27 protein-coding genes, 1 tRNA gene and 2 pseudogenes are annotated in these 26341 nt (G+C 72.1%); 9 read left to right on the plus strand and 21 right to left on the minus strand.

Annotated features, from left to right (window positions below):
- Positions 1-665, minus strand: a 665-nt coding sequence (locus ACSIH6_RS01040) for an IS5 family transposase (protein WP_435105598.1), incomplete at its 3' end; no start/stop codon positions are given.
- On the minus strand, positions 580-1215 hold the full coding sequence (locus ACSIH6_RS01045; RefSeq protein WP_435105600.1) for a winged helix-turn-helix domain-containing protein: 636 nt from the start codon (positions 1213-1215) through the stop codon (positions 580-582). The genes ACSIH6_RS01040 and ACSIH6_RS01045, both read right to left, overlap by 86 nt.
- A 73-nt stretch (positions 1216-1288) precedes the next feature.
- Here ACSIH6_RS01045 and ACSIH6_RS01050 point away from each other — a divergent pair.
- From ACSIH6_RS01050 to ACSIH6_RS01060, 3 genes and pseudogenes are all read left to right on the plus strand, one after another.
- Positions 1289-1420: pseudogene (locus tag ACSIH6_RS01050) on the plus strand (excisionase family DNA-binding protein); the annotation flags it as partial.
- A gap of 36 nt (positions 1421-1456) precedes the next feature.
- On the plus strand, positions 1457-2419 hold the full coding sequence (locus ACSIH6_RS01055; protein WP_435105602.1) for a site-specific integrase: 963 nt from the start codon (positions 1457-1459) through the stop codon (positions 2417-2419).
- Entirely contained in the window at positions 2416-2637 is a 222-nt protein-coding gene (locus ACSIH6_RS01060) for a tyrosine-type recombinase/integrase (RefSeq protein ID WP_435105604.1), read from the plus strand. The genes ACSIH6_RS01055 and ACSIH6_RS01060 overlap by 4 nt, the downstream gene beginning before the upstream one ends.
- A 100-nt stretch (positions 2638-2737) precedes the next feature.
- Here ACSIH6_RS01060 and ACSIH6_RS01065 read toward each other — a convergent pair.
- Positions 2738-2811 (minus strand) — tRNA-Pro (locus tag ACSIH6_RS01065).
- Between the two features lie 149 nt (positions 2812-2960).
- Positions 2961-3572 (minus strand): TetR/AcrR family transcriptional regulator, encoded by a 612-nt coding sequence (locus ACSIH6_RS01070; RefSeq protein WP_435105606.1) that lies wholly within the window; start codon positions 3570-3572, stop codon positions 2961-2963.
- 88 nt (positions 3573-3660) lie between these two features.
- On the opposite strand from ACSIH6_RS01070, the pseudogene ACSIH6_RS01075 reads away from it, so the two are divergent.
- The 4 genes and pseudogenes from ACSIH6_RS01075 to ACSIH6_RS01090 all read left to right on the plus strand — a co-directional run.
- Positions 3661-3950, plus strand: a pseudogene (locus ACSIH6_RS01075) (PEP/pyruvate-binding domain-containing protein); the annotation flags it as partial.
- Positions 3951-4007: 57 nt separating this feature from the next.
- Positions 4008-4616: a PEP-utilizing enzyme gene (locus ACSIH6_RS01080; protein WP_435105965.1), complete on the plus strand. Its 609-nt coding sequence runs from the start codon at positions 4008-4010 to the stop codon at positions 4614-4616.
- Positions 4617-4630: 14 nt separating this feature from the next.
- Complete coding sequence (locus tag ACSIH6_RS01085; RefSeq protein ID WP_435105608.1) at positions 4631-5563, plus strand: helix-turn-helix domain-containing protein; 933 nt, start codon at positions 4631-4633, stop codon at positions 5561-5563.
- On the plus strand, positions 5560-6099 hold the full coding sequence (locus ACSIH6_RS01090) for a dihydrofolate reductase family protein (protein WP_435105610.1): 540 nt from the start codon (positions 5560-5562) through the stop codon (positions 6097-6099). The genes ACSIH6_RS01085 and ACSIH6_RS01090 overlap by 4 nt, the downstream gene beginning before the upstream one ends.
- A gap of 63 nt (positions 6100-6162) precedes the next feature.
- On the opposite strand, the gene ACSIH6_RS01095 is transcribed toward ACSIH6_RS01090, so the two are convergent.
- Entirely contained in the window at positions 6163-6660 is a 498-nt protein-coding gene (locus ACSIH6_RS01095; RefSeq protein WP_435105612.1) for a 2-thiouracil desulfurase family protein, read from the minus strand.
- A 123-nt stretch (positions 6661-6783) separates the two neighbouring features.
- Here ACSIH6_RS01095 and ACSIH6_RS01100 point away from each other — a divergent pair, with 123 nt between their 5' ends.
- On the plus strand, positions 6784-8229 hold the full coding sequence (locus tag ACSIH6_RS01100; protein ID WP_435105614.1) for an MFS transporter: 1446 nt from the start codon (positions 6784-6786) through the stop codon (positions 8227-8229).
- 53 nt (positions 8230-8282) lie between these two features.
- On the opposite strand, the gene ACSIH6_RS01105 is transcribed toward ACSIH6_RS01100, so the two are convergent.
- Positions 8283-8831 (minus strand): TetR/AcrR family transcriptional regulator, encoded by a 549-nt coding sequence (locus tag ACSIH6_RS01105; protein WP_435105616.1) that lies wholly within the window; start codon positions 8829-8831, stop codon positions 8283-8285.
- Between the two features lie 601 nt (positions 8832-9432).
- On the opposite strand from ACSIH6_RS01105, the gene ACSIH6_RS01110 reads away from it, so the two are divergent.
- The gene (locus ACSIH6_RS01110) at positions 9433-9582 is read left to right on the plus strand and encodes a hypothetical protein (protein ID WP_435105618.1); all 150 of its coding nucleotides are present in this window, start codon (positions 9433-9435) and stop codon (positions 9580-9582) included.
- Positions 9583-9735: 153 nt separating this feature from the next.
- Here the strand turns inward: ACSIH6_RS01110 and der are convergent, their stop codons facing one another.
- The 15 genes from der to ACSIH6_RS01185 form a co-directional block, all read right to left on the minus strand.
- Positions 9736-11169: a ribosome biogenesis GTPase Der gene (der, locus tag ACSIH6_RS01115; protein WP_435105620.1), complete on the minus strand. Its 1434-nt coding sequence runs from the start codon at positions 11167-11169 to the stop codon at positions 9736-9738.
- A gap of 254 nt (positions 11170-11423) precedes the next feature.
- A complete protein-coding gene (gene cmk / locus ACSIH6_RS01120) occupies positions 11424-12119 on the minus strand; it encodes a (d)CMP kinase (protein ID WP_435105622.1) in 696 nt (231 codons plus the stop codon).
- Positions 12120-12324: 205 nt separating this feature from the next.
- Complete coding sequence (locus tag ACSIH6_RS01125; RefSeq protein WP_435105625.1) at positions 12325-13482, minus strand: prephenate dehydrogenase; 1158 nt, start codon at positions 13480-13482, stop codon at positions 12325-12327.
- 73 nt (positions 13483-13555) lie between these two features.
- On the minus strand, positions 13556-13918 hold the full coding sequence (gene aroH / locus ACSIH6_RS01130; protein ID WP_026115058.1) for a chorismate mutase: 363 nt from the start codon (positions 13916-13918) through the stop codon (positions 13556-13558).
- Positions 13919-14018: 100 nt separating this feature from the next.
- Positions 14019-16184, minus strand: a complete 2166-nt coding sequence (locus ACSIH6_RS01135; RefSeq protein ID WP_435105629.1) for a pseudouridine synthase — start codon at positions 16182-16184, stop codon at positions 14019-14021.
- Positions 16171-16845 (minus strand): SMC-Scp complex subunit ScpB, encoded by a 675-nt coding sequence (scpB, locus tag ACSIH6_RS01140; RefSeq protein ID WP_435105631.1) that lies wholly within the window; start codon positions 16843-16845, stop codon positions 16171-16173. The genes ACSIH6_RS01135 and scpB overlap by 14 nt, the downstream gene beginning before the upstream one ends.
- On the minus strand, positions 16842-17717 hold the full coding sequence (locus ACSIH6_RS01145) for a segregation and condensation protein A (protein WP_435105633.1): 876 nt from the start codon (positions 17715-17717) through the stop codon (positions 16842-16844). The genes scpB and ACSIH6_RS01145 overlap by 4 nt, the downstream gene beginning before the upstream one ends.
- 121 nt (positions 17718-17838) lie before the next feature.
- Positions 17839-18195, minus strand: a complete 357-nt coding sequence (locus ACSIH6_RS01150) for a hypothetical protein (RefSeq protein WP_150253736.1) — start codon at positions 18193-18195, stop codon at positions 17839-17841.
- The gene (locus ACSIH6_RS01155) at positions 18192-19145 is read right to left on the minus strand and encodes a ParA family protein (protein ID WP_435105635.1); all 954 of its coding nucleotides are present in this window, start codon (positions 19143-19145) and stop codon (positions 18192-18194) included. Before ACSIH6_RS01155 ends, ACSIH6_RS01150 begins: the two co-directional genes overlap by 4 nt.
- Before the next feature lie 252 nt (positions 19146-19397).
- Positions 19398-20384: a site-specific tyrosine recombinase XerD gene (locus ACSIH6_RS01160; protein WP_435105638.1), complete on the minus strand. Its 987-nt coding sequence runs from the start codon at positions 20382-20384 to the stop codon at positions 19398-19400.
- A gap of 3 nt (positions 20385-20387) precedes the next feature.
- Positions 20388-21050, minus strand: a complete 663-nt coding sequence (locus ACSIH6_RS01165; RefSeq protein WP_435105641.1) for an NUDIX domain-containing protein — start codon at positions 21048-21050, stop codon at positions 20388-20390.
- A gap of 50 nt (positions 21051-21100) precedes the next feature.
- Positions 21101-22738, minus strand: a complete 1638-nt coding sequence (gene pyrG / locus ACSIH6_RS01170; protein WP_435105644.1) for a CTP synthase — start codon at positions 22736-22738, stop codon at positions 21101-21103.
- Positions 22739-23060: 322 nt separating this feature from the next.
- Positions 23061-23984, minus strand: a complete 924-nt coding sequence (locus ACSIH6_RS01175) for a hydroxymethylglutaryl-CoA lyase (RefSeq protein ID WP_435105647.1) — start codon at positions 23982-23984, stop codon at positions 23061-23063.
- A 370-nt stretch (positions 23985-24354) separates the two neighbouring features.
- On the minus strand, positions 24355-25350 hold the full coding sequence (locus ACSIH6_RS01180) for a GNAT family N-acetyltransferase (protein ID WP_061078554.1): 996 nt from the start codon (positions 25348-25350) through the stop codon (positions 24355-24357).
- Positions 25351-25734: 384 nt separating this feature from the next.
- Complete coding sequence (locus ACSIH6_RS01185) at positions 25735-26187, minus strand: DUF3060 domain-containing protein (protein WP_435105651.1); 453 nt, start codon at positions 26185-26187, stop codon at positions 25735-25737.
- Between the last annotated feature and the right edge of the window lie 154 nt (positions 26188-26341).

The following is a 26341-nucleotide window of genomic DNA, read 5'->3' on the forward strand; positions in this document are numbered from 1 at the left end:
AGCCCGGAACCGTGGGGCTGCCCGGCGCGGGCGATGAACGGAGTGACGCCCATCGCCCGCACCGGGCTGCGGTAGCGGTCGTAGTCATAGGCGCGGTCGGCGTACAGTCGACGGGGCCGACTTTGGGGCCTTCCCGGTCGGCCCCGCACCGCCGGGATCGCCTGGAGCAGCGGCAGGAGCTGGGTGACGTCGTGGCGGTTGCCGCCGGTGAGCGAGACCGCCAGCGGGGTGCCGTGCGCATCGGTGATCACGTGGTGTTCGGAGCCCGGCCGACCTCGGTCAACCGGACTCGGCCCCACTTTTGGGTGGCTTCGTCCCCTCTTGGCCTGTACATGCGAGAAGTCGATCGCGGCGCGGGAGAAGTCGGGCTGGCCCGCGCCGCACAGCCGGGCCAGCAGGGCCTGTTGCAGTTCCTGCCACACGCCGGCCTCGTTCCACTCGGCCAGGCGCCGCCAGCAGGTCATCCCCGAACCGAAGCCCAGCTCCTGGGGGAGGAACTCCCATTGGATGCCGGTGTGCAGGACGAACAGGATGCCCTGCAAGGCCTTGCGGTCATCGACACGCGGTCGTCCACCCCGTTCAGGAGGGGGCTCGTGCCGGGGCAGCAAGGGTTGGATCAGGTCCCATAGCTCGTCGTCGACCTCCCAGGGGCGTCGCCTCGCCATCACGCACCTTCCTTGTCAGGGGTGAGCCACCTACTTCCCAGCGTGCAACAAGAACAGTTTTGTTAGAAGTCCTTAGGCGCGGCCACACCTGTTGCCGCCACTGTTCGACGGCCTCCTCGTCGCGTTCGGCCGCGCGTCGCGCCGGAACCTGCACACTCCACCCGAGCCGGTGCAGCAGCAGGGACATACCCGCGAGCGAGTAGGTCACATCGAAGTGCTCGGCCACCACAGCCCTGGTCCGGGCCAGGGTCCAGCGCTGGTCAGCGAAGCCGTGCGCGGCCGGGCCCAGGTCCAGGAGCTGTTGCAGGAGGTCCAGCTCCTGGACGGTCAGGCGACAGCGCGAGGCCGGGCCCTTCGTTTCCAGGGCCCCTCTGCCGCCGGTTTCGTAGTCGTGGTGCCACCGCCAGGCCGACATGCGAGTGACACGGTAGGTGCGTGCGACCTGGGCATCGGTGGCTCCGGCGTCGAAGTCGTCTGCGGCGGCCATCCGCACCGCCTCGCGTCGCCTGCGTTCTGCGGCGGTCAGCCCGCCGCCGGTGGAGTACCTCATATCTTCGGCATACTCCGGCGGGGTGACCTGTCAAGAACGATAACCCCACGCATTAAAACTCAGCAGTCTCGGGCGCACCACCGTCAAGAAGCTCATCGCCACCGGCCAGCTCACCTCTGTCCGTGTGGGGCGTCGCAGGCTCATCCCCCGCTCAGCGCTGGAAACCTACGTCAACGACCTCGTAGAGGGCCAGGCGTCGGCCTAAGCTGGACGGGACCGTTCCTGGGAAAGACGAGGAGTGGTGCCCAGAAAGTCACGCAAGCCCACCAGGGCGTCCCTGACTGACCGGCCTGATGTCTCGGTCTACTTCGACCGCATCAAGAAGCTCTGGCGTGCGGAGATCCGCCTCCGGCAGGATCCGCACACCGGCCGCTCCCAGGTCAAGAAGGTCAGCAGCAAGAACAAGAACACCCTCTATGACAAGCTGCTGGACGTCCTTGACGATGTAGATCAGGGAGTCAACTCCCCTGCCTACTACACCGTCGCCGACTGCATAGCGGAGTTCCTGCGGGACCAGATCGCGGACCTGGCTCCCAGCACCCAGGACAACTACACACGGCTCGCCAACACCCACATCACCCCCTACCTCGGCCAGCACCTGCTGGCTGAGTTGCGGGTGGCCGATGTGCTCACCTGGTTGCGGGGCAGGAAGAAACACCTGTCGTCGCGGACGCTGCGGCTGGTGCTCAACCTGTTGGAGCGCGCCATTCGGTACGCACAGGTCCAGGAGATGGTGGCCCGCAACGTCGTCGAACTGGTCCGCTTGGACCAGCGGGGCAGGCTCAAGGGTGACCAGCCCGGGCGTGCGTCCAAGTCCATGACGTTGGACCAGGCCGTGGCGGTGCTCCGCACGGCCGAGGGCAGCAGGTGGTACGCCTACCTGGTGCTGTCCATCGTCACCGGGGCGCGGACCGAGGAGCTCCGGTCCCTGACCTGGGACCAGATCGACACCACGGGCCAGGTCCCCACGATCCACGTGTGGACCTCGGTACGCGGCGACGGGGACACCAAGACCCGCCGGTCACGGCGCTCCCTGGAACTGCCCCGCATCGCCGTCACAGCGGTGAACGCACACCGGGCCATGCAGGCCCGAGAGCGTCTCGCGGCAGCCGAACTGTGGCAGGACAACGACCTCATGTTCTGCACCCGATACGGGACACCGCTGGACCACCACAACGTCCTGCGGGACCTCCGACCATCATGAGAAAGGCAGGACTCAATCAGGACGAATGGACTGCGCGCGAGCTGCGGCACACGTTCGTGTCGCTGCTGTCGGACCACGGCGTGAGTATCGAGGAGATCTCACTGCTCGTGGGACATGACGGAACCGACACCACCGAACGCGTCTACCGCCACCAGCTGAGGCCGGTGCGCCGCTCCGCGGCCAAGGCCATGGACAACATCCTCAACGACGTGGGCTGACGACCCACATGCCCCGGTTACAGCCCCACTTCCACCCCACCTGGAACGCAGAAAGAGGCCCACTGGATGGCGGACCCCTCGCTGACCTGCTATTCCTCTGTCGGGACGGCGGGATTTGAACCCACGACCCCTTGACCCCCAGTCAAGTGCGCTACCAAACTGCGCTACGTCCCGTTCGTCGAGCGGTCACCGTTTCCGGCCCCGCCGACGCAGAAGACTCTACCGCATCCGCCGGGGCGCTCGCACCGGCGGAGAGCCCGCCAAGCCCCGGGCCGGGCTGGTCGCCCCAGTGGGCGAGAGCGGTCAGGCGCCCGCGCGGACAGTCAGCCCCCGGAGCGGCCGGGGCAGCCCTCCAGAGCGATCCGGGCGGCGCGCAGCGCGACCTCCGAGAGGGGCCGCGGGCCGTCGAGGGCCGACATCGCGGCGCTGAGGACCGCGCCCACGACCGAGCCGACCACGGCGTGCGCGCTGAGGTCGTCCAGTTCCTCCGGGTGGGCCTCGGCCAGCGCCAGCGCCCACTCGTGCTGCACGTCGAAGAGCCACCGCAGGGCGATGGCGCGCAGCACGGGAACGGTGGTGATCAGGCGCGCGCGGATCGCCGCCAGTTCCTCGTCGGGCTCGACGCTCACGCGGTCGTCGCGCAGCATCTCCCGGACGCAGCGCAGGAGGTGCTCGTCCGGGGCCTCCCCCGGGAGGCGCTCGGCCATGAGGCCGCGCCCCACCCGCATCTTGCCCGGCTGGTCGGCGAAGACGACGTCCTCCTTGGCGGAGAAGTGCTTGTAGAACGTCGCCGCCGACAACTCCGCCGCCGCGCAGACGTCGGTGATGGTGGTCTCGTCGTAGCCCCTCTCCCCGAACAGGCGCAGCCCCGTCTCGATGAGTGCGCGCCGCGTGCGCTGCTTCTTGCGCTCCCGCAACCCCGTCTGGTCAGCCATGGCGCCATCGTAGTAGACAGCCTCAAAAAGTAGATCTACTCTAAAAGTAGAGAGACTATAATTTTTCTACGAGGACAGGCGAGAGGACATGCGGGTGATCGTCGACCTCGCCGAGGCGGACGCGGACACGATCGACCTGGTCGGTGGCAAGGCCGCCGGACTCGGCAGGATGATCGGGCCGGTGAGCGGGTCCCGCCCGGGTTCTGTGTGACCACCGAGGCCCACCGGAGCGGCGGGGTGCCCGAGGACGAATTGGCCGGGGCCCACGCGCGGCTCGGCGGCGGCCCCGTGGCGGTGCGCTCCAGCGCCACCGCCGAGGATCTGCCCGACGCCAGCTTCGCCGGACAGCAGGAGACCTACCTCAACGTCGAGGCCGCCGTGGCGGCGATCGACACCACGGAGGGGACCGGAACGGCGGAGGGAACCGGGGCCTCCGTGACGGGGACCGGAGCTGGGAAGACGCCCGGCGACCCCCGCGCACTGGCCGCCGGACGCAGGGAGGCGCACGAGCGCGAGACCCGCCGGTCCCGCGTACCGAGCGTGCTGCTGTCGGACGGCACCGAGGTCGAGACGGTCGTCCCGCGCCCGCCCGCGCCCGGGGGGACGCTGCTCGGGGTCGCCGCCGCACCGGGCCGCGTGCGCGGACGCGCCCGGGTGGTCCTGGACCCGTCCCGGGCGCACCTGGAACCGGGCGAGATCCTGGTCGTCCCGACCACGGACCCCGGGTGGCCCCCGCTGTTCCTGACCGCGGGCGCCCTGGTCAGCGAGACCGGGTCGGCGGTCTCCCACGGACCGACGGTCGCCCGCGAGTACGGCATCCCCGCTGTCGTGGGCATCAGGAACACCACCCGCCGCATCACGACCGGGCAGTGGATCACCGTCGACGGAGCGGCGGGGACCATCACCCTGGACACCGCCGCACCGCCGAGGGGGCCGGGGCACGCGAACGCGTCGGGTAGCCCCCACGCCCCGACCGGGCGGCCGTGCGGTCACGCGGCGGCCCGGGTGGGCAAGATCGGTCAGGCGCCCGCGCGCCGCCGGTGAACATACTGGGTTCCATGACCGAGCCCACCCCAGGCCGGGACCGCCTGCGCGAACTGCTCGACGCGGTCCTGGACGAGGAGAACACCCGCCTCGCCGACATGGCGGACCACGCCTTCGCCTCACCGTTCCACTTCACCCGCAGACTGACCCGCGACACCGGGGAGTCACCGGTCGCGCTGCGCCGCCGGGTGCTCCTGGAACGCGCGGCCTGGCAGATCAGCCAGGGCAGCAGCGTGACCGACGCCGCGTTCGCGGCCGGATACGAGTCGGTCGAGGGGTTCACACGCGCCTTCGGACGCGCCTTCGGGCACCCGCCCAGCGCCACCACGGCGGGCAGCGGCACGTGGCTGTCCGCACCCAACGGCATCCACTTCCATCCGCCGATCCACCTGTGGGTCGAGGACAAGCCCAAGGAGCGGCCCGGCATGGATCTGATCGCCCTCCAGGTCCACCACGACGTGGACGACACCTCCCACCTGATCCGCCTCGCCGGGCAGCTGCCCGAGGGGGCCTACCGGCGGGTGCGCGCGCCCGGGCAGACCGTCCTGGAGTGGGACGGACCGGAGGAGTCCGTGGCCGCCGTGCTCGACCACCTGGTCCGGGCCAAGGAGGTGTGGCTCGCCTCGATCGACGGCGCCGACCTGCCCGAACGCGGCGCGGACGGCGTGGCGGCGCTGGCGGAGCGGCACACCCGGGCGGGGGCGCGCTGGGTCGCCGCGGTCGACGACATCGGGCGCCGGGGCGCCTGGGGCGACCGGCTGATCGACGCCCTGTGTGACCCGCCCGAGAGCTTCGTGCTGGGCAGCGTCGTCGCGCACGTCCTCACCTTCTCCGCCCACCGCAGGCAGCTCGTGCGTCACATGCTGCGCGCGGAGGGCCTGGAGGTGGACCACGGCGACCCCATCGAATGGCTTCAGGACCGACACCACGACGGAGGTACACGATGAGCAGGACGATCTACCACACCGCGACGAGCCTGGACGGCTTCATCGCCACCGAGGACCACTCCCTGGAGTGGCTCTTCGCCGCGGACGGAGGGGAGGCCCTGGACGAGACCGAGACCTTCATCCGCGAGGCGGGCGCGATCGTGTCCGGTGCGGGCACCTACGAGTGGATCCTGCGCCACGAGGGCGGCGATCCCTGGCCCTACCAGGCCCCCACCTGGGTGCTCACCCACCGGGATCTGCCCAAGGTCGAGGGCGACGTCCGCTTCGCCAGCGCCGACACCGACCAGGAGCTGCGCGACCTGCACGCCGAGGTGGTCGCGGCGGCCGGCGCACACGACGTGTGGCTGGTCGGCGGTGGCGGCGTCGCCGCGGACCTGGCCCGGCTCGGCCTCCTGGACGAGGTGGTCGTGTCGGTCGCACCGGTCACCCTGGGCGCGGGTTCGCCCCTGCTGGCCGGGCGCGTGGACCTGAGGGTGCTGGACGTGCACCGCGCCGGGGACTTCGCGTGCATGCGCTACGAGGTCGTCCGCCCCTGACCCGGGAGTCCCGGGAGTCCCGGGGTTCCGGGGCCCGCCGCCACCGGCCGGGTCCCGGGCCCCTCAGGCGCCGTCCAGCTCGCGCAGGCGCGCGGCGGCCCCGGCGATCTCGTCCTCGGTGAACACCGCGACGCCGCCGTCCGCGAGCAGCCGCGCGGTGACCCCCTCGCCGGGCACCCTGCGCCCGCCGAAGGCGCCGTCGTAGACCCGGTGCACTCCGCAGGAGGGGCTCGACTCCTTGAGCACCGCCACCGCCACGCCGTGCGCGCGGGCGGTGGCCAGCGCCGCGCGGGCGCCGTCCACGAAGTGCCCGGTCACGTCCCGCCCCTCGGGGGTGAGGATGCGCGCGCGGCCCGCGAGCACGTCGGCGGCGGTAGCGCCGGGCTCGATCTCGGCGGGCGGCCGGGGCACCGGAAGGCCACCGGCGACCTCCGGGCAGTGCACCACCAGGCGCCCCTCCTCGCGCCAGCGGGCGACCACGTCGTCCTCGACCGGCTTGGCGCGCCCGTCATAGCGCACCCGGCGTCCCATCAGACACGCACTGACCAGCACCCTGCGCATGGACTCCCCCTCTCGGCCGCCACCACGCTACCGGGGCGGCGACACGGGCAGAGCACACACTCTCGTCACCCAGGGTGATTAAGTGGGGGGAGTACCAGGACCGCGGGGCAGCGAGGGGGAGACGTGAACGAGCCGCAGCCACAGGGGCGGACGGCCCTGGCCACGGACCGCAAGGCGACGCGCAAGGCCGTGGTGGCCGCGGCGATCGGCAACGCGACCGAGTGGTACGACTTCGGCGTCTACAGCTACCTGGCCGTCACGATCGGCCTGGTGTTCTACCCGGAGCAGACCCAGGGCACCCAGCTCATCGCCACGTTCACCACCTTCGCCGCCGCCTTCCTGGTGCGGCCCCTGGGCGGCCTGTTCTTCGGTCCCCTGGGCGACCGGATCGGCCGCAAGCGCGTCCTGGCCTTCACGATGCTGCTCATGGCGGTGAGCACGTTCTCGATCGGGCTCATCCCCTCGGCCGCGAGCATCGGCTTCGCCGCGCCCGTGCTCCTGCTGGTCGCGCGGATGCTCCAGGGCTTCTCCACCGGCGGCGAGTACGGCGGCGCCACGACCTTCATCGCCGAGTACGCGCCCGACCGGCGGCGCGGTTTCCTGGCCTCCTGGCTGGAGTTCGGCACGGTGAGCGGCTACGTCGGCGGCGCCACCGTCGTCACGGTGATGACCCTCCTGCTCGGCTCGGACACCATGCAGGACTGGGGGTGGCGCATTCCCTTCCTGATCGCCCTGCCGCTGGGCGCCATCGGCCTGTACCTGCGGGTGAAGCTGGAGGACACCCCGGTCTTCGAGCAGAACACCGAGGGCTTCGCCAAGGACTCCCACGGCGAGCACCGCGAGGGGCAGCTGCGCGCGACGGTCGTGGACCAGTGGCGCCACATCCTGCTCTGCGTGGGCCTGGTGCTGGTCTTCAACGTCAACAACTACGTCCTGACCGCGTACATGCCCACCTACCTGGAGGCCGAACTGGGGTACGACCCCACCACGGCCCTGGTGCTGACCCTGGCGGCGATGGTGCTGATGCTGTTCGCGGTGACCGGGTTCGGGCACCTGAGCGACCTCGTGGGGCGCAGGCCCGTGCTGCTCTCGGGCAGCCTGCTCTCGATCGTGCTGGCCCTGCCCGCGTTCTGGCTGCTGCAACGGGGCGGCCTGTGGGCGGTCGCCCTGGGCATGGTGGTGCTGGCGGTGACCCTGGTGCACTTCTCCGGCAGCGCTCCCGCGGCGCTCCCCGCCTTCTTCCCCACCAGCGTGCGCTACGGCGCGCTGGCCATCAGCTTCAACGTGTCGGTGGCGCTGTTCGGCGGCACCACCCCGCTGATCGCCGAGGCACTGGTGCAGTCCACCGGGAACCTGTACGCACCGGCGTGGCTGATCATGGTCGCGGGCGTGGTGGGACTGGTGGTGGTGTGGCGGATGAAGGAGAGCGCGAACCGCCCGCTGCCCGGCGCTCCCGCGATCCCGGTTCCCGGGGAGGAGGCGGGCCGACCGCCCCGCACCCGCAAGGGGGGACCGGCGGGAAGCCACCCGACGCAGGGCAACGTACGCCGCCTGCCCGGGGAGTCCTGACCCGGGCACGGGGAAAGCAGCGACCGGCTCGCCGCCGGAACCGCGCCCACCGCTCAGGCGGCGCCCGCGGGCATGAGACCGTTCCGGAGCAGGCTCAGGTAGGCGTCGGTGGCGGCGGAGCGCCGGTCGGCCGGGTGCTCGCTGACCGCGTGGATCAGCCCGCACAGCAGTTTCAGCAGGTTCTCGCCGGTCAGCGGCGGCTGCGGATGGGCGCGTGCGAGCAGGCGCGAGGTCGCCCCGACCAGTTCGGCCTTGGCCTGCCGCAGGGACTCCCTCTCGTCGTCGAGGGCGATCAGGACGGTGAACAGGCCGGGGCGGGCGGGCGCCTCGTCCAGGGCGGCCCGGAGGAAGCCGTCGAGGGCGCCGCGCGGGTCCGGTTCGCGTTCGGCCTCGGCGGCCAGGCGGTGGAGCTCGGCCACCGCGTCCTCCACCACGGCCTCCAACATCGCCCGCTGGGTGGGGAAGAGGCGGTAGACCGTCCCCACCCCGACGCCCGCGCGTCGGGCGAGCGCGTTGAGCGTGAGGTCGGTCTCCCCGGCGGCGACCGCCTGCCGCGCCTCCTCGAAGATCCTGCGGTTGTTGCGCGCGGCGTCCGCCCGCATGGGGCCTCCTCCGTCCACAAAGTGGATAACTTATCAACTTTTTCCCCAGGAGTGGTCATGACCATCGTGTTCGTCCACGGCGTCCCCGAGACGCCCTCGGTCTGGAACCCCGTCCGCGCGCTCCTCCCCGAGGGCAGCGTGGCGCTGCGCCTGCCCGGCTTCGGCAGCCCCCGCCCGGCCCACATGCGCGGCAAGGAGGACTACGCGACCTGGCTGGCCGGGGAACTGCGCGCCGTCGGCGGACCGATCGACCTCGTCGGCCACGACTGGGGCGCCCACCTGGCCATGCGCGTGGTCTCCGCCCACGACGTCCCCGTCCGCAGCTGGGTCTCCGACGTCGCCCACGGCTGGCACCCCGACTACCGGTGGCACGACGCGGCCACGCTCTGGCAGAGCAGTCCCGAGGGCGAGGAGTCCCTGGCCGGGCTGCGCGCGGCCGCCCCCGGCAGCGGGGGCACCTTCGGAGACGTCCTCCAGCCCCGCGGCATGAGCCCCGAACTGGCCCGGGAGGTCGACGACGTCCATGACGAGGAGATGAGCGCGGCCATTCTGACGCTCTACCGTTCGGCGTGGCCCAACTTCCACGCCGACCGGGGACCCGATGGCGCACCCGGAGCAGGACAGGAAGGTGGCCCGCCGCCTGGGCACCCGGTTCCAGGAGCTGGACGGGCTGACCCACTACTGGATGCTCCAGGACCCCGAGCGTGGCGTCCGCGTGCTGCGCGACTTCTGGGCCTCCCTCGACGCCTGAGCGCCCGGGGCACAGCTCCTGACGCACGCGAGCGCGGACGGCCACGCCGGACGACCCGCGCGCCGCCCGGGCCCCGAACACCCCGAGCGCATGAGGAGGGGGGCTCCCCGGTCGGGGAGCCCCCCTCCTCATGCCGTGGCCGGAGCGGTACGGCTACCGGCGGCGGTGCTTGCGGTCCGGACGCACGCTGCCCTTGGAGGCGCGGCCCTGGATCCCGCCCTTCTTCTCACGGATGCGCATGCTGATGTGCACCGGGGAGCCCTCGAAGCCGAAGTCCTCCCGCAGGCGCCGCTCGATGAAACGGCGGTAGTTGTCCTCCAGGAACCCGGTGGTGAACAGGACGAAGTGCGGCGGGCGCGAGCCCGCCTGCGTCGCGAACAGGATCTTGGGCTGCTTGCCGCCGCGCACCGGCGGCGGGGTCGCGGCCACCAGCTCCTTGAGCCAGTTGTTGAGCTGCCCGGTCGGGATGCGCTGGTTCCACCCGCTCAGGCTGGTCTCGATCGCCGGGACCAGCTTCTCCATGTGGCGGCCGGTCTTCGCCGAGACGTTCACGCGCGGCGCCCAGGAGACCCGCGCCAGCTGGCGGTCGATCTCCTTCTCCAGGTAGGTCCGGCGGTCCTCGTCCAGGATGTCCCACTTGTTGAAGGCCAGGACCAGGCCACGACCCGCCTCCACGACCTGCTCGACGACCCGGATGTCCTGCTCGGCGAGGGGCTCGCTGACGTCCATGAGCACCACGGCGACCTCGGCCCGCTCCAGGGCGGTGCCGGTGCGCATGGTGGCGTAGTAGTCGGCGCCCTGGAGGGCACGGAACCGGCGGCGGATACCGGCGGTGTCGATGAACTTCCAGGTCCGCCCGCCCAGCTCGATCAGCTCGTCCACCGCGTCGCGGGTCGTGCCCGCCACCGCGTCGACGACCACCCGGTCCTCACCGGCGAGGCGGTTGAGCAGACTGGACTTGCCCACGTTGGGGCGGCCCAGCAGCGCGATGCGGGGCGGGCCGTCCTCGCCCTCGTCCTCCTCGCCCAGGGGCTGCTCGGGGAACTCGGCCACGAGCGCGTCCAGCAGGTCGCCGGTGCCGCGGCCGTGCAGGGCGCTGATGGGGAAGGGCTGGCCCACGCCCAACTGCCACAGGTCGAGGGCGTCGGCCTCCTGCCTGCTGCCGTCGACCTTGTTCGCGGCCACCACCACGGGGCGCTTGGTCGAGCGCAGCACGCGGGTGACGGCGGCGTCGGCGTCGGTGACACCCACCGTCGCGTCGACCACGAACAGGATGACGTCCGCGGTCTGCGCTGCGTACTCGGCCTGGCGGGCGACCATGGCGGCCAGGCCGCTGACGCTGGTCTCCCAGCCGCCGGTGTCGACCAGGGTGAACCTGGTGTTCTGCCACTCGGCGTCGTAGGCGACCCGGTCGCGGGTCACGCCCGGCACGTCCTCCACCACGGCCTCACGGCGGCCGATGATGCGGTTGACCAGGCTGGACTTGCCCACGTTGGGACGCCCGACCACCGCCACCACGGGGAGGGCGGCGGGCTCTTCGGCGTCCGCTCCCCCGTGGACGACGTCGGAGATGTCGAAGTCACTCATGTACTGCTCCCGGTTCTGGGTCCTCGCGCGCCCAGGATGCGTGCCGCGAGGATGCGAAGGGCCGACCCGACCCGGTGTCCCGGATCGCGCGGGTCGACGCGGGCGCCGACGGCGCCCGTGTACTGGCCACGGGGAGAAACCCCCGCGGATGTCGTTGTGTTCCCCCGAAGGGGCTGTTGGGGACGGATGTGTCCGGTGTTACGGCCGAGGGGTGTCCCCGTCCGCCGCGGCGCGGCGGCGCCCGGCCGTGCGGGTCAGCGGTCGCGGGCCTCGTCGGCCAGCTTGACCACCAGGGCGACGACCTCGTCCAGGGTCAGCCCGCTGGTGTCGAGTTCGGTGGCGTCCTCGGTCTGGCGCAGGGGCGAGTGCGCCCGGCTGGAGTCCAGCGCGTCGCGCCGGGCCAGGTCGGCCTGGGTGGCGGCGACGTCGACGCTGCGCACCTCCCGGCTGCGGCGCTGGGCGCGGGCCTCGGGACTGGCGGTCAGGAAGAGCTTGACCGGGGCGTCGGGGGCGACGACGGTCGTGATGTCGCGCCCCTCGACCACGATGCCCGCGCTCTCGGCCCTGGCCGCGGCGATGATCTCGCGCTGGGTGCGCACGAGGCGCTCGCGCGCCGCGGGCACGGCCGAGACCGCGCTGACGTTGGTGGTGACGTCCCTGCCGCGGATCTCGGCGGCCACGTCGCGGCCGTCCACCGCCACGGAGGGCGCGCCCGGGTCGGTGCCCATGGTGATGACGGGGGTGTCGACGAGGGCGGTCACGGCGTCGGCGTCGTTGACGTTCACGCCCTGGGAGAGCATCCACCAGGTCAGCGCGCGGTACATGGCGCCGGTGTCGAGGTACCGCAGCTCCCGCGCCTTGGCCACACCCCGGGAGGTGCTCGACTTGCCCGACCCGGAGGGACCGTCGATCGCGATGACGATGCCCTCGGTGCTGTCCTGCGCGCTCACTGCCGTTGACTCCCGCTTGCGTTCACTGTTGCCGACGCCCAACCCTACCCGTGGCCCGTGCGTACTTGGCGCGTAGTACGCGCGTAGTACGCATGAGCGCCGCGATGGTACGCCCGACCACGGGCCCAGGCGTGCGCCCGGCATACTGGCCACAGGCCTCGCGTGTGACGCGAGCGGCCCCGACCAGCGGCGCAGCGGCGGGGGCTCACAGTCCGGGGTGGACCGACCAGCCGTCGGCGGCCAGCGCCCGCGCGAGCGTGTCCACCGCGGCGGGCAGCACATACAGCTGCGCCACACCCAGCGGCAGGCCCGGCGTGTGCTCGATGCGCACGTCCTCGATGTTGACCCCGGCCTTCGCCGCGGCGGCGAACAGGCGGCCCAGCGCGCCGGGCTCGTCGGGGATGACCACCGGCATGACCGTGTAGTCGGGCAGCCGTACCGTGCCGTGCTTGCCGGGGATGCGGCCGTGGCCGGACCTCCCCCGCTCCAGCAGGTCGTGCACCGGCGCGAGGTCCGACGCCTCCCCCGCTCCCGGCCGGTCCGCCAGCGCGCGCAGGGCGTCGGCGGTCGCCGCGAGGTCAGCGGCCACGGCGTGCAGGACCTCCGCGACCGGGGCGGCGTTGTGCGTGAGGATCTCGGACCACATGGCGGGGTCGCCGCCCGCCACCCGGGTGACGTCGCGCACGCCCTGCCCCGCCAGGGCCAGGGCGGCGTCGTCGCCCGAGAGCAGCCGGGCAGCCACCGCCGACGACGCCACGTGGGGCGCGTGCGAGACCAGCGCCACCGCCCGGTCGTGCACCGCCGCGTCCAGCACCAGCGGGTCCGCGCCGCACATGCGGGCGACCTCGGCGACGACGGCGACGGCCTGCGCGTCGGCCTTGCCGGTGGGGCACAGCGCCCACGAGCGGCCCAGGAACAGGTCGGCGCGCGCGGCGCCGGGACCCTGCTTCTCCCTGCCGCCCATGGGGTGCCCGGCCACGAACGTGGCCATGTCGCAGCCCAGCCGCTCGGCCTCGGCCAGCACGCTCGCCTTCACACTGGCCACGTCGGTGTAGACGTGGGCCAGTCCCCGGTCCTGGGCCCGGCGCAGCACGGAGGGGATGACGGCGGGCGGCGCGGCGATGACCGCGAGGTCGGCCGGGGCCGAGGTCGGGTCGGCGGACTCCTCCAGGGGGTGTCCCGCGCCCAGGTCGCAGGCCAGGCGCAGGGAGGCGGCGTCGGGGTCGGAGAGGGCGACGTCGACGCCGCGCGAGCGCAGGGCGAGCGCCACCGACGTGCCGATGAGCCCCGTCCCCACCACCGTGACCCGGCGCACCGGGAGCCGCTGCTCCCCGTCCCCCCGCGCACCGCTGCTGTCGCCCACTGTTCTCCCGCCTCCGACCCGTCGTACCCGTTCCCCCCAAGCCTACGACCTGCCGGGAGGCCGATGGCGGGAACTACTGGGCGATGTCCAGCCGCAGGGCCTGGGCCCCGCGCAGGTAGACGTGCTGAAGCTCCGAGCGCGGCCGGTCCGTCTCCACGTGCGCCATGAGGCGCACCACACGCGGCAGGGCGTGGGGGACGGCGATCTCGGTCGCGCACATCAGCGGGACGTCGGAGAAGCCGAGCTTGCGCGCGGCCAGCGCGGGGAACTCGCTGTTCAGGTCGGGGGTTGCGGTGAACAGCACGCTGATCACGTCGTCGGTCTCCAGGGCGTTGCGCCGCATCACCTCCGAGACCAGTTCGGCCGTGGCCTCCAGCACCTGCTCGCGTTCGTCCGCGTCGACCTGCACCGCACCACGGATGGCCCGTACCGCCACGTTCGATCCCGCCTCGTCCTCGTTCGCCGGGCCGTACCCCGGAAAAGGGGAACGGCGGCCGCCGCCCGGTGTCCGGGCAGGCGACCGCCGTCAACTGTATCTACAGGCCCGCCGCCTCGTAGAGTTCGCTCACCTCACGCGAGGTGAGCGCCCGCATCGTGCCCAGTTTGAGGGCGTTCAGGTCGATCGGGCCGACCTGGGTGCGGGCGAGGTCGGCGACCGGGTGGCCGACGGCCTCCATCAGGCGGCGCACGATGTGCTTGCGACCCTCGTGCAGCCGGATCTCGACGAGCGACTTGGGCGGGTCGTTGTCGACCACGCGGAAGGAGTCGACCTCGACCGGGCCGTCCTCCAGCTCCACGCCCTTCTGGATCTCGCGGACGACGCGGTGCGGAACCGGGCCGGGCACCTTGGCGATGTAGGTCTTGACGACCTTGTAGCGCGGGTGGGTGAGCCGGTTGGCCAGCCCGCCGTCGTTGGTCAGCAGGATGAGACCCTCGGTCTCGGTGTCGAGCCGACCGACGTGGAAGATCCGCTCCTCGGTCTGACCGGTGTAGTCGGCCAGGGTGGGGCGGCCCTCCGGGTCCCACATGGTGCTGACGACGCCGCGCGGCTTGTTGAGCGCGAAGTACAGCTTGTCCGGGGCGGTGACCACGCGCATGTTGTCGACGCGGATCTCGGAGGACTCGGGGTCGACCCGGGCGCCGAACCGGCGCACGACCTGGCCGTCCACGCTGACGCGTCCGGCCGCGATCATCTCCTCGCTGGCCCGGCGGCTGGCGACCCCGGCCGCGGCGAGCGCCTTCTGGAGGCGGATGCCGTTCTCGACGTCGGTGTAGGTGTCGCGCGCCTCGTCGGCGCGGTCCTCGTCCCTGGGGTCGTAGTCGGCGCGCAGGGCGCTGAGCCGCTCACGGGCCGCCTTGGAGAGCTGGTTCTCACTCGTGACGCGCTTGGCGCCGGAGCGGTCGCCGCCGGGACGGCCGTCGCGGTCCTCACGGGGCTCGCGGTCGCGGAAGTCGCGCCCGCCGCGCTCGTCACGGTCCTGGAAACGGCCGCCCGAAGCGCGGTTGCCACGGTCGCCGTGGGAACGGCGGTCGTCACGGCCTCCGGCGAAGGAACGGCCCTCGGTGCGCTGACCGTCACGGCCACCGCGGAAGTCACGGCCACCGCGGCTGTCCCGATCGCCCCGGAAACCACCGCGATCGTCACGACCGCCACCGGGGCCACGGCCGCCACGGTCGTCACGACCGTAGGAGCGAGCGCCCGAACCGCGGTTGTCGCGGTCACCGAAGGAACGGCGGTCGTCACGGTCGCCGCCGAAGGAACGGCCCTCACCGCGCTGGCCGTCACGGCCGCCACGGTTGTCACGGTCGCCCCGGAAGCCACCGCGGTCGTCACGACCGCCACCCGGACCACGGTCTCCCCGGAAGTCCCGTCCGCCACGGTTGTCACGGTCACCGCCGAAGGAACGGCCCTCACCGCGCTGGCCGTCACGGCCACCGCGGTTGTCCCGGTTGTCGAAGGAGCGGCGGTTGTCACGGTCGCCACGGAAGCCACCGCGGTCGTCACGACCGTAGGAGCGAGCGCCCGGACCACGGCCGCCGCGCTCGTCCCGGCCGCCCGAGAACGAACGGCGGTCCCCGCCGTCACGGAAGTCGCGGCCGCCACCGGGGCCACGGTTGTCACGGTCACCGCCGAAGGAACGGCCTTCGGTGCGCTGGCCGTCGCGGCCACCGCGGAAGTCACGTCCGCCACGGTTGTCACGGTCGCCCCGGACGCTACCGCGGTCACGGTCGTCACGGCCGCCGCCCGGGCCTCGGTCATTCCGGAAGCCACCGCGGTCACGGTCGTCACGACCGCCCCGGAAGTCACGTCCGCCACGGTCATCACGACCGCCCGAGAACGAACGGCGGTCCCCACCGTCACGGAAATCACGCCCGCCACGGTTGTCCCGGTTGTCGCGGTCACCGTAGGAACGGCGGTTGTCGCGGTCGCCGCCGAAGGAACGGCCTTCGGTGCGCTGGCCGTCGCGGCCACCGCGGAAGTCACGTCCGCCACGGTTGTCACGGTCACCGCGGACGCTACCGCGGTCACGGTCGTCGCGGCCCCGGGGGCCGCGGTCGTCCCGGTAACCGCCGCGGGGACGGTCGTCCCGGCGGTCCCGGCTGTCGCCGCGGCCCTGTCCGCCGCGCTTGTCGTAGTCGCCGCGCTCACCGCGCGGGGCGTCGTCCCGCGCACCGCGGGAACTGTTGTTAGGTGTGCTCACCGGTGTCGTCTAGACCTTCGATGTCGTCGGGGAGGAACGGCGCCAGATCAGGCAGCTCGTCGAGGCCTCGCAGGCCCAACCGTTCCAGGAAATAGGAGGTGGTCCGATACAGCAGCGCACCGGACTCGGAGTCGTGTCCGGCCTCTTCGATCAGGCCCCTCAGTACGAGGGTACGCATAACCCCGTCGCAGTTGACACCGCGCACGGCGGAGACCCTGCCCCGGGAGACCGGCTGTCGGTAGGCCACCACCGCCATCGTCTCCAGTGCGGCCTGGGTGAGCCGCACCTCCTGCCCCTCCCGGAGGAAGTGCTCGACGACGTCGGCGCATTCGGGCCGCGTGTACACACGCCACCCCTCGGCCACCGCCCTCAGGTCGAAACCCCGTCCCTGCTCGGTGTATTCCCGCGACAGCGACTCCAGCACCCCGACCACCACCGTGACGGGCACGTCCATGGCCCGTGCCAGGTCGTACTCCGACACCGGCTGGTCCACCACCATCAGCACGGCCTCCAGGTCGCGGCGCAGGGTGGCCGGGGCGTCCCCGGCTGCCTCCACGACCACTTCGGCCGCCTCCCCGGCGGCTTCCCGTCCGACCGCTCCGGCCGCGCCGACCGCCTCCCGGTCCGCCGTGTCCCCCGCCGTCGTGTCCCGGACGCTCATGGGCGCTCCTCCGTCTCCCCCGGCCCACTCCCGCCGCCGGTGTCCCCGGCGCCGTCGGCCTCGTCGTACTCGCTCTCCAACTCGACCTCGCCCTCGCCGCCGGTCCAGGAGACGAGCAGCTCCCCCAGCGGTTCGGGCTGGTCGAAGCCCACGTTGGAGGCCCGGTACAGCTCCAGCAGGGCGAGGAAGCGGGCGATGACCTCGAAGGTACCGGTGCAGGCGGCCGTGAGCTGGGCGAAGGTCAACCGCCCGTGCTCGCGCAGCTCCGCGACCATCAGTTCGCCCTGCTCCCTGACCGACGTCTTGGCCTGGTGGATGTGGGTGACCGGGACGCTGGGCGGCTCCTTGGGCGTGAAGACCATCCCCGCCAGGGCGGCGAACTCCTGGGGGCCCAGCTTGAACAGCACGTCCGGCCGCAGCCCCGCGAAGCGCTCCTCCAGCGGGACGGCGCGCGCGTAGCGGCGCCCCTGCGAGGCCAGCCGCACCCGCATGAAGGAGGCGACCTCCTTGTAGGCGCGGTACTGCAACAGCCGGGCGAACAGCAGGTCGCGGGCCTCCAGCAGGGCCAGGTCGGCCTCGTCCTCGACGTCGCCGCGCGGCAGCAGGCGCGCCGCCTTCAGATCCAGCAGGGTCGCCGCGACCAGCAGGAAGTTGCTGGCCTGGTCCAGGTCCCAGTCGTCGCCGTGCGCCCGGATGTGCGCGATGAACTCGTCGGTGACCTTGGACAGCGACACCTCGGTGATGTCGAGCTTGTGCTTGGCGATCAGCCCGAGGAGCAGGTCGAAGGGCCCCTCGAAGTTGTCGAGGTGCACCTGGAAGGCGTTGTCGTCCACCTCCGCGCCGGTGTCCGCCGACGTCCCCTCAGCCCCCATGGCACCGGCCCCGCGTCGTCTTCCTCATGAGACAAGGGTGTCACCGGCCAGAACCCGCCGGTGACACCCGTGACCCCTCCGTCATCGAACCGGCACCCCCTCCGGTACCGGTGCGCGTGCTTCAGTCCTCGGTCAGCCTGCGTACCAGCATGCTGGCCGGTCCGTGCTCCTCGAAGTCCGCCAGCAGCACGGCGACGGCCTCGCGGACGAGGCGGCCCCTGTCGGCGGACAGCCCGTGCTCGGCACGCAGCGAGAGCCGGGTCTGTTCCAGTGCCAGCAGTTCGGGCCCGGAGATGTAGACGGTGATCTTCTCGTCGTGGCGTTGGCGCCCGCTCGGTTTGGGCGCGCGTCCGGCCTTCGCGGCGGACGTGCCCCTGCGGCCCTGTTCCGGTGCCTTGTGCTGGCGGTCGGTCTCTTCCGGCACCTCCTCGGTGCCGCTGGGACGGAAGAACAGTTCGTCCGCCCCGGGTAGGGTCACACGCCGTGACCGCTGAGAGGCCACCTCGCCAGCACCTCCTTGGCCAGCTCCCGGTAGGCGTTGGCCCCGGCCGAGGACGAGTCGAACCTGGTGATGGGTTCGCCCGCCACGGTGGCGTCGGGGAAGCGCACGGTGCGGTTGATGACCGTGCCGTAGACCTTGTCCCCGAACCCGTCGATGATGGTGGACAGCACCTCGCGCGCGTGGAGCGTGCGCGGGTCGTACATGGTGCCCAGGAAGCCGTCGATGACCAGGTCCTCGTTGAGACGCTCCTGGACCTTCTGGATGGTGTCCATCAGCAGCGCCACACCGCGCAGCGCGAAGAACTCGCACTCCAGCGGCACGATGACACCGTCCGCGGCGGTGAGCGCGTTGACGGTGAGCAGGCCCAGCGAGGGCTGGCAGTCGATCAGGACGACGTCGTAGTCGTTGATGACCGGTCTCAGCGCGCGGCCGAGCATCTGCTCGCGCGCCACCTCGCCGACCAGCTGCACCTCGGCGGCTGACAGGTCGATGTTGCTCGGGATCAGGTCCAGGCCGTCGATGTCGGTCTTGAGCAGGACGTCCTCGACCGTCACGTCCCGCTGCATGAGCAGGTTGTAGACGGTCAGGTCCAGTTCGCGCGGATCGAGGCGGCCCAGGCCGACGGAGAGCGCGCCCTGCGGGTCGAAGTCGACCAGCAGCACCCGTCTTCCGTACTCGGCGATGGCGGCGCCGAGGTTGATCGTCGTGGTGGTCTTACCGACCCCACCCTTCTGATTACAGAGTGCTACAATCCGTGCCGGGCCGTGTTCATCGACGGGCCCGGGCTCCGGATAGGCCCGCTCGGGTCTTGAGGTGTGCAGATCAGCCCCCGTGTTGCGTGTCGTCCCCCACGGGTTGGTCACCGGGTCGGCGAGCTCCCCCTCGCCGACAGGTGCGGTGTTCGCAGCCTCGTTGTCCCAGTTCACAACCCTTGACCTCCCCTACGGATCGGCCACGGCTAGGGATGCCGCGCGCCCCTGCTCCCTGACCGCCGTCGGAAACTCAATATGTCGACAGCAACGTACCTCCGCGCGGCGACTCTAGAACGCCGACACGACGCACTTCAACAAAACGTACGGGTAGAATCCCACGCCTGCGCCCCTGGGGGAAATCGGAACCTCGAACCGGGTTGTTCCGCTTCGCCCCCGCACGCGGGCCCCGCGCGGTCGCGTCCCCGCTCAGCGCCGTGCCCTGGGATGGCTCGACGCGTACACCTCGCGCAGGTGCTCGACCGTCACCAGCGTGTAGACCTGTGTGGTGGTGACCGAACTGTGTCCCAGCAACTCCTGGACGACCCTGATATCGGCTCCACCGTCGAGCAGGTGGGTCGCGAAGGAGTGACGCAGGGTGTGCGGTGAGACGCCCTCGACCCCGGCGCGCTCGGCCACGGCCGCCAGGATCCCCCAACCGCCCTGCCGGGTGAGCCTGCCCCCGCGCGCGTTGAGGAACAGCGCCGGACCGCCCCGGCCGGAGGCGGCCAGACCCGGCCGGGCCCGCACCAGGTAGCCCGAGAGCGCACGGCGGGCGTGGGAGCCCAGCGGCACCACGCGCTCCCTGCCGCCCTTGCCGCGGAAGCGCACCAAACCCACGGCGTCGTCGCCCTCCACCGCGTCGGCGACGTCGTCCACGTCCAGCCCCACCGCCTCGGAGACGCGCGCGCCCGTGCCGTAGAGCACCTCCAGCAGCGCCCGGTCGCGCAGGGCCAGCAGCCCGGCGCGGTCTCCGGAGGCCGGGGACCCGACCGGTCCGGCGGCGTCCAGGAGGCGCTCCACCGACGCCAGCGGCACCGCCTTGGGCAGGCGCATCGGCGGCGCGGGCGGGGAGACGTCGGCCGCCGGATCGACGTTCGACCAGCCCTCCCGGGCCGCGAAGCGGTGCAGACCGCGCACGGCGGCCAGGGCCCGCCCGGCCGAGGCGGCGCCGAGCGGCGGGTGGTCGGCGTCGCCCTCGCGCAGGGCCCGCAGGAAGTCGCCCACCTGGGCGGGGCCCACCCGGTCGGGCGAGAGGACGCCGTGCTCCGCCAGGTACCCGCGGTAGCGCTTCAGGTCGCGCCGGTAGGCCGCGAGGGTGTTGTCGGCCAGGGCGCGCTCCGCGCTGAGGTGGTCCAGGAAGGCGGCGCACACCCGCGCCAGCGGATCCTCCCCCTCGCCCGCCCGGTCGGCCACGGGTCAGTCCTCCGCGGGCTCGCGCAGGGAGGCGAACCCGTCCGCGGCGGCGGCCTGGGCGGCCAGGACGCCGATGACGGTGGCGCCGTTGTGCAGCCTGCCCGCCATGACCAGGGCGACCGCCTCCTCCAGGGGGACCCACTCGGCGACCAGGTCGGCCTCCTCGTGCTCGCGTTCGAAGCCGATCTCCTCGGGCGGCACCACCGACAGGTCCCGGGCCAGGTAGACATGGATGCGCTCGTCGGAGAACCCGGGCGAGGGGAAGAAGTCGGCCAGCTCGTGCCAGCGCCCGGCGCGCAGCCCCGCCTCCTCGACCAGCTCGCGCTGGGCGGTGCGCAGCGGCCCCTCGCCCTCCTCGTCGATGAGCCCGGCGGGCAGCTCCCACAGGGTGTGCCGGGTGGCGTGGCGGTACTGGCGCTGGAGCAGCACCCGGCCGTCGGCGTCCAGGGCCAGGGCCGCGGCGGCGCCGGGGTGCTCCATGTAGTCGCGGGCGGCCACGGACGTGCCCTCGCCGTCGCTGCCGACCATGCGCACCCAGTCCGTACGCATGCCGCACTTGACGCTGCGGAAGCGTTCCTCGGACCGCTCCACCGGCCATGACTCGGGGGCGTCCGCGACCTTCGCGTCCGCCCCCGTGGGAAAGGCCGGGTGGGTGTCACCGGGCATGGGTTCCGCCTCTCAGGACTCACTCGTGCCCCGCCCGCCCGGTCTCCAGGTCAGGAGTTGTGGTACTCCAGGGCCGCCGAGACCAGCCCGCGGAAGAGCGGGTTGGCCTTGGTCGGGCGGGAACGCAGCTCCGGGTGCGCCTGCGTCGCCACGAAGAACGGGTGGGCGTCCCGGGGCAGTTCGACGTACTCCACCAGCTTGCCATCCGGGGAGAGCCCGGAGAACACCAGGCCCGCCTCCTCCAGCTGGGCGCGGTAGGCGTTGTTGACCTCGAAGCGGTGGCGGTGCCGCTCGGAGGCCTCGGCGCCGTCGTAGAGCTCGCGCACCACGGTGCCCTCACCCAGCGCGGCCGGGTACATGCCCAGGCGCATGGTGCCGCCCATGTCGCGCTCCCCGGCGACGACGTCGGTCTGGTCGGCCATGGTGGCGATGACCGGGTCGGTGGCCTTGTCGTCGAACTCGGTGCTGTTGGCGCCCTCCAGGCCGAGCACGTCGCGGGCGTACTCGATGACGACGGCCTGGAGACCCAGGCAGATGCCCAGCAGCGGCACCCCGTTCTCACGGGCGTAGCGGATGGCGCCGATCTTGCCCTCGATGCCGCGCACGCCGAAGCCGCCGGGGATGAGGATGCCGTCCGCGCCGTCCAGCTCGGAGGCGGCGCCGGAGGGGCTGGCGCAGTTGTCGCTGGCCACCCAGCGGATGTTGACGCGGGTGTCGGTGGCGAAGCCGCCCGCGCGCAGCGCCTCGCTGACCGACAGGTAGGCGTCGGGCAGGTCGATGTACTTGCCGACCAGGGCGATGGTGACCTCGTGGTCGGGCTGGTGCACGCGGCGCAGCAGCTCGTCCCACTCGGTCCAGTCCACGTCCCGGAAGGGCATGCCCAGGCGGCGCACGACGTAGGCGTCCAGGCCCTCGCGGTGCAGGACCTTGGGGATGTCGTAGATCGAGGGGGCGTCGGGGGTGGAGACCACCCCGGCCTCGTCCACGTCGCACATGAGGCTGATCTTGGACTTCAGGCTCTGCGTGATGGGGCGGTCCGAGCGGCACACGATGGCGTCGGGCTGGATGCCGATGCTGCGCAGGGCGGCCACGGAGTGCTGGGTGGGCTTGGTCTTCATCTCGCCGGACGGGCCGAGGAAGGGAATGAGGGACACGTGCAGGAAGAAGCAGTTGTCCCGGCCGATCTCGTGGCGGATCTGGCGGACCGCCTCCAGGAAGGGCTGTGACTCGATGTCGCCGACCGTGCCGCCGATCTCGGTGATGACGATGTCGACGTCGGGGGCGTCCATCGCGTAGATGCGCGCCTTGATCTCGTTGGTGATGTGCGGGATGACCTGCACGGTGTCGCCGAGGTAGGCGCCCTGGCGCTCCTTGGCGATGACGCTGGAGTAGATCTGGCCGGTGGTGACGTTGGCCGTCGCGGACAGCTCGGTGTCCAGGAAGCGCTCGTAGTGGCCGACGTCCAGGTCGGTCTCGGCCCCGTCGTCGGTGACGAAGACCTCGCCGTGCTGGAAGGGGTTCATCGTCCCCGGGTCGACGTTGAGGTAGGGGTCGAGCTTTTGCATGGTGACCCGCAGGCCGCGCGACTTCAGGAGTCGTCCCAGGCTGGAAGCGGTCAGGCCTTTACCGAGACTGGAGGCGACGCCGCCGGTAACGAAAAGGTGCTTGGTACTCGCGGCGGATGCCAAAGTGGTGCTCCCGTGGGTTGAGTGGCTACGGCGGGCTCGGGTCGGGCTGAGCGGCCGTGCGGCGGTCCGGTTGCGGGCGGTTGAATCGTCGCTCCGGCCGCCGGACTCCACGGGGCACCAGGATAACAGGCACCCCGGATGTCCACAGCCGGGGACACCGCCGTACACCCCCGTGCTCCCTCCCGCCACCAGCGCGATCGCCTTCTCCACAGCGGTTCGGACCGCGCAGCGGCGCGCGGAAACCGTTTGTGGCGCCCTGGGAGCCGGGGCCCGTGGAGCTGGCAGAGGATGGGTGCCGGGCGACGAACGCCACAGGGGCGCCTCAGGCGGGGAACGCCCCGGCGCGGCCCAGGTAGGCGGGCGGCCGCTTGTCCAGGCGCTCGCCCATCCACTCGCCCAGGGCGGCGGCCCCGGAGAGGCTGATCCCGGTGTGCAGGCCGCTGCGGTGCAGCGCGTACAACAGGTCCTCGGTGGCGATGTTTCCGGTGGCGGCGGGCGCGAACGGGCAGCCGCCGAAGCCGCCCAGGCTGGAGTCGAGCACCCGCACGCCCGCGTCCACGGCCGCGAGCGCGTTCGCGTAACCGGTGTTGCGGGTGTTGTGGAAGTGACAGCGCAGCGCACGGCCGCCAGCGACCTCGCCGACCGCGGCCACGAGTCCGGTCACCTGGCGGGGCACGCCCACGCCGATCGTGTCGGCCAGGGCGATCTCCACCGCGCCGGTGTCGGCGACGCGGCGGACCACCTCCACCACGCGCTCGGGCGCCACCTCGCCGTCGAAGGGGCAGCCGAACGCGGTGGAGACGGTGACGCTCAGCGGGATGCCCGTACCCTCCAGGGCGGCGTCGATGTCGGCCAGGGCGGCGAGCATCTCCTCGACGGTGCACCCCTGGTTGCGGACGCAGAACCCGTCGGTGGCGGGCACCGCGACGTTGACCTCGGAGACCCGCGCGGCCACCGCGCGGTCCAGGCCGCGCCGGTTGAGGACCAGTCCGATGTGGGAAACCCCCGGCGCGCGCGTGACGCCCGCCATGATCTCCTCGGCCCCGGCCATCTGGGGGACGCGCTTGGGATTGACGAAACTGACCGCCTCGATCCGGCGCGCCCCGGCGGCCACCGCGCGGTCGATCAGCTCGATCCGGTCCTCGACCGAGAGGGTCCTCGCCTCGTTCTGGAGGCCGTCGCGCGGCCCCACCTCGACGATCTCGACGTGCTCCGCGCCCTCGGGCCCGCTGTCGCTGGCGGCCATCGTCCGTCCCCTTCCACGCGCCGTTGCGTCAGCGCACAGGGTAGTGGAGCGCCCGTCGGCGGATCCGCACCAGGGGGCTGTGGGGGGGTGGGGGTGTGTGGTCGCGCTCGCGTCAGCCGGTGGGGGGTGAACCCCGGCCCGTGGGGGGTTTGAACCCCAGCCCGAGGGGGGTTTGAAGCCCGACTCCAGGAGGGTTTGAACCCCGACCATTCGGTGGTTGAGCGGGGTTCAAACCCCCACGGGTGGGCGTGAGCGCGATCGCACATCCTCAACCACCAAAAGCATTAAAATCCAGCCCCCCACGTGCTGAGGCGAGCGCGACCGTGCACGCCTAACCACCCCCACCGGCTGGGGCTCAAAACCCCGGGGATCAACGCAGAGCCAGCGCGGGGCGAACCTCCCAGGTCGTCCACACCGGGCGGTACCCCATGCGGTGCCAGAACGGCCCCGACAGCGGGTTCATCGCCGCGTAGTTGAGCACGGAGACGCCCACACCATGGCTGTCCAGCGCCTGGTGCGCCTGGCCCACCAGCGCGGTGCCGATCCCGCTGCCGCGCTCCGCCGCGGTCACCACGCCGTAGCCGATGTGCGCGATCGGGCGCGCGTTGACCAGCGACTTGGCCCAACGGGAGCGCTCCGGCGGGGAGACCCACAGCAGGCCCACGGCGCGGCCGCGCCGCTCGGCCAGCCAGATCCAGGACCGCGAGCGGTTCAGCGCCCTGGCGGCCACCTCACGGGTCTGCTCGGCGGTGTCGGGTTGCAGGAACACCCCGCCGAAGTGCTGTTCGTAGCGGTGCTCCTCCATCAGCAGACCGACCACCTGGGTCAGGTCGCTGCGGTCGGCCAGCCGGATGGTCACGTCGCGCGGCGGCAGCGACGGGGGCACGCCGCGGCGGCGCTGGCGGGCGGCCAGCACGGTGTAGGGCTGTAGGCCGTGGCGCTGGAGCGGGATGATGCCGCACACGTCGCGGGCGGGCCAGCTCACCAGGGCCGCCGACTCCGATCCGGTGCCGGTCGGCAGGTCCTCCAGCTGGTCGCGCCAGCTGGTCAGCAGCGAGTCCAGGGCGCGGCCGGGGTCGGGGCCGCCCACGATGGGGGTGAGCCAGTGCTGGTCGGGCACGCCCCATATCCGGCCGACCTCGCCCGGCTGGTACCAGGTGTAGTGCATGGTGCCAGCGGCGACGGCGCGGCCGTCCTCGTCGCTGACGGTCAGGAGGGGGTAGGAGCCCGGAGCGAAGTTGATCGGCTCGGGCAACAGTGAATCCACGGCCGCCCAGCGCTGGGCGGCCGAGCTCACCAACGGGTCCAGGCCGACGTCGCCCCCGGGCGACTCATCATGCCGCACCCGTGCGACATAACCGCTCATCCACCCCTCCCCTAGCGGGTCCTCACGTCGAACGCGCGCCCTCGGAACGGCTCCGGCAGGGCGCGTGCGCCGCACCTGGGCCGTCGTGTCACCCCGGCAGGATCGTGTCACCCCGGCAGGAACAGGCCGCACCGCAGGCGGGACGAAACGACCGTACCGCCTCAGAGCCGACCAGGAGGACGAAACAGCCAACTGCAACCAAGAATTCACTGCGCGTCGCCACGCCCGCTCGGCCTCGGCGTCCCCGCGTCGCCATTCCTGCGCGCGCTCGGACGCGCACCACGGTAACGGATCGAAGATCACTCTCGGGTGCCGGGGCGGTCAACGCCCCGACACGGATTCCCCGACGCGGCTTTCCCGGCACGCGCGCCCACGTCCGCGGGATCACCGCTGGGCGGTGCCGCCCTCGGCCACGGTGGTGTTGCGCCCGTGGTTGATCACCTCGGGCTCGCCGGAGGCGAAGGAGATCCTGTTGTCCACTCCGACCAGCACGATCTTGTCCGCCGAGCCCACGTCGACGGTGGACCCGCGACCGGTGGCGCGCACCAGCCCGCAGTCACCGTGCAGCACGACGACGGCGTCGTCCGCGGTCACGACGACCTCGCGTTCGCCGCAGTCCTCGCTCACCTCGGCACCGTCGTCGACGACGATGAGCACGTCCTCGGTGCTGACGTTGTGCTTGGGCATGTCGGGCCCGTCCTCGTCGGAGGCGTTCTCGGTGCCCGGGGCGCCGTTGGGCGGCTCGACGTCCTCGTGCCCGAAGGCCAGACCACAGCCGGGAAGGAGGCTGGTGATCAGCAGGCCGCCGCCCGCGGCCACGAGAAGCCGAACTCTCATGTTCTCCCCCACAACCGGATAACCGGCAATTGCGACATACGGCTTGCGCGAAGCCAAGAGTATGTCACGCGGAGGTAACTGCGCGACCTCACCGTTCTCAAAAAGTTTCTGTTCCGAGATGTGAGCGCCGACCTGATCCCGGTGTTCCCAGAGC

The sequence above is a fragment of the Nocardiopsis synnemataformans genome, assembly GCF_965343085.1.
Classification (GTDB): Bacteria; Actinomycetota; Actinomycetes; order Streptosporangiales; family Streptosporangiaceae; genus Nocardiopsis; species Nocardiopsis alborubida.